The sequence below is a fragment of the Candidatus Effluviviaceae Genus V sp. genome (assembly GCA_014728125.1).
In the GTDB taxonomy this organism is placed as follows: Bacteria; Joyebacterota; Joyebacteria; order Joyebacterales; family Joyebacteraceae; genus WJMD01.
The window spans coordinates 1-2800 of record WJMD01000105.1 but is presented as its reverse complement, the minus strand read 5'-3'; the positions used below and the strand labels follow the sequence as shown (position 1 = coordinate 2800).

The 2800-nt window shown below is 64.5% G+C and carries 3 protein-coding genes; all 3 read right to left on the bottom strand.

Translation table 11 applies throughout. The features are described from left to right. The coding region (locus tag GF405_06440) for an endopeptidase La (GenBank protein MBD3367796.1) at positions 1 to 987 on the bottom strand (987 nt) is incomplete at its 3' end. 124 nt (positions 988 to 1111) lie between these two features. Beyond that, positions 1112 to 1714 (bottom strand): ATP-dependent Clp endopeptidase proteolytic subunit ClpP, encoded by a 603-nt coding sequence (clpP, locus tag GF405_06435; GenBank protein MBD3367795.1) that lies wholly within the window; start codon positions 1712 to 1714, stop codon positions 1112 to 1114. A 5-nt stretch (positions 1715 to 1719) separates the two neighbouring features. Beyond that, the coding region (tig, locus tag GF405_06430; protein MBD3367794.1) for a trigger factor at positions 1720 to 2800 on the bottom strand (1081 nt) is incomplete at its 5' end.

The window sequence follows — 2800 nt, the reverse complement described above, 5'->3', positions numbered from 1 at the left end:
GTCGTCCTCGAGGATCTGCTCGACCTCCTTGATGTCCGAGCGGTCCTTCGTTCTCTTGTCCCACGGCATCGTCGTCAGCCACTCGATATAGGTCCGGACGACCGTGGCCTCGGGCGACATCGGGGACATCTTCTTCAGGCGGTCGAGCTCCTTGAGCGCCTTCTTCTCGGCCTCCTCGCTCATGCTGGCCTCTTCGACGGCCTTCACGAGCTCGGCGACCTCGGGCGCCCCCTCGCCCTCCTGTCCCAGTTCCTCCTGGATGGCCTTCATCTGCTGATGAAGGTAAAACTCCTTCTGGCTCTTCTGCAGCTGCTCCCGTACCTGGTTCTCGATCTTCCTCTCGAGTCGCAGGATCTCGAGCTCGCCGGAGAGGGCGCGCGCGAGGATGCGCAAACGCTCCGTGACATCGACGGCCTCGAGGACCTTCTGCTTGTCCTCGATCTTGCCGGCCAGATGCGTCGCGACGGTGTCGGCGAAGCGCGACACGTCCTCCATGCTCATCACGGAGATGAGCACCTCCTGCGGGATCTTCCGCGAGAGGTTGACGTACTCCTCGAACTGGCTTCCGACGCTGCGCATGAGCGCCTCGGTCTCGACCGTGCGCTCGGCCGCTTCGTCCTGAAGCTCTATCCTGGCGGCGAGGTAATCGTCCTGTGACATGAACCGCCGGACGGACGCCCTCGAGAGGCCCTCGACGAGGACCTTCATTGTGCCGTCGGGAAGTCTCAGGAGCTGAAGCACGCGGACCACGGTCCCCTCTCGGTAGAGGTCGTCCGGCGTCGGCTCCTGCGTCTCGACATCGCGCTGCGTCACGACGAACATGATCTTGTCCGTGTGCATGACCTCCTCAAGCGCCTTCACAGACTTCGGGCGCCCGACGAGAAGCGGGACGATCATGCGTGGGAAGAGCACGAGATCGCGAAGCGGCACGATCGGCAGCTTGTCGCTGAACTCGATTATCTCGTCGTCGTGCTCGATGCGAAGCATTGAGTCTCCTGTCTGTCGTACGCTGTGTGAGGCCTCCGCACCTCAGCAGGCCCCGGTGTCAGACCGGTGACCAACATAGTCGTGCCCGTCGGACGCGCAACCCCTGCCCCGTGGGTGTTTCGGGCTACTTCGGGGTCGGAATCTCCTGCCGCCCGGTGATCACCTGATCGATGACCCCGTACTCCTTCGCCTCCTCTGCGGACATGAAGAAGTTCCGGTCCGAGTCCTTCCGGATCTGATCGGTCGACTGCCCGGTGTGACGCGCGAGGATCTCGATGAGCCGCTCGCGCATGTGCACGATCTCCTTGGCATAGATCTCGATGTCGCTCGCCTGGCCTTCGCTGCCCCCGGCCGGCTGGTGGATCATGACGCGCGCGTGCGGCAGGGCCGAACGCTTGCCGGCACTCCCCGCCGCAAGAAGCACGGCGCCCATGCTGGCCGCCTGACCCATGCAGATCGTGTGGACGTCGGGACGGATGTACTGGATCGTGTCGTAGATCGCGAGTCCCGAGGCGACGTAGCCGCCGGGGCTGTTGATGTAGATGTAGATGTCGCGCTTCGAATCCTGGGCCTCGAGGAACAGGAGCTGGGCGATCACGATGTTCGCCACGCGGTCGTCGATCGGCATCCCGATGAACACGATGTTGTCGCGCAGCAGCCGCGAGAAGATGTCGTAGGAGCGCTCACCGTAGCGCGTCTGCTCGATCACGAACGGGGTCAGTCCCATGCGTCCTACTCCTCCTTCTTCTCATCGGAGAGGTTGACTTCCTCGGACTTGATGGTCGACACGTCGGCCAGATGCCCGTGCACCTTCGTGAGCCAGATGTCGTCCTGGATCTGGGACAGCATGTCGGTTCCCTCGAGGCTCTTCATCGTCTCGTCGAAGTCGAGTCCGCGCGCCTCGGCCGAGGTGCGAACGCGCTCCTCGACGTCGGCACGGCTGACATCGATGTCCTGCTGCTCCGCGATGGCGCCTAGCACGAGCCCCGCCCTGATCTGCTTCTCCACGACCGGTCGGTAGACCTCGATGAACTCCTTCTCGTCGATGCCCTGCCCCTCAGGGCGCCCCTCGTTCGCGCGATTGTACATCTCACCGAGCCGCTGCTGGACGAGGCACTCCGGGAGCTCGAACGGGTTCTTCTCAACGATGGCCTCGACGATCTCCTGCTCCACCTTCCGGCGCGCGGCCATCCTGGCCTGCGTCTCGAGGCTGTTCCTGACGCCCACCCGGAGGTCGAGCAGCGTCGAGAACTGGCCGACCGACCGCGCGAAGTCGTCGTCGATGGGTGGGAGGCGCTTCTCGCGGACATCCTGCACGTTCAGCCTGAAGCGCAGCGTCTTCCCTGCCAGCGTCTTGTCGGCGTAGTCCTCGGGCAGCGTGAAGTCGACGTCCTTCGTCTCCCCCGGCCGGACGCCCTCCAGGGCCTCCTCGAACTCCGGCGGCGCCATCTGCTTTCCGAGCTCGCACGCCTGTGTCTGGGGCTCCTGCTCCGTCTCGACCGGCTCGCCGTTCTCGTCGAGCCGCTGGTACGTGAACATGACGTAGTCGCCGGGAACGGACTCCCGCTGAACCGGCTGGAGGTCGGCGCGCTCCTCGCGGAGTTCCTGGATTGCGCGGTCGACGTCCTCGGACGTCACGACCGGCACCTTCTCGGTGAACTCCATCCCCTCGTAGTCCGTGATCTCGATGTCGGGACGCACCTCGAACGTCGCCGTGAAGCGGTACTCGCCGTCCTTCGGCTCCTTGTCGAGCTCGACGGTCGGGTCGCAGATGGGCCGGACCCCCGTCTCCTTGACTGCCGCCAGATAGACG

Bases quoted from the DNA above. Each gene is read 5' to 3' on its own strand.
- clpP (MBD3367795.1), bottom strand. From the start codon at position 1,714: ATGGGACTGACCCCGTTCGTGATCGAGCAGACGCGCTACGGTGAGCGC.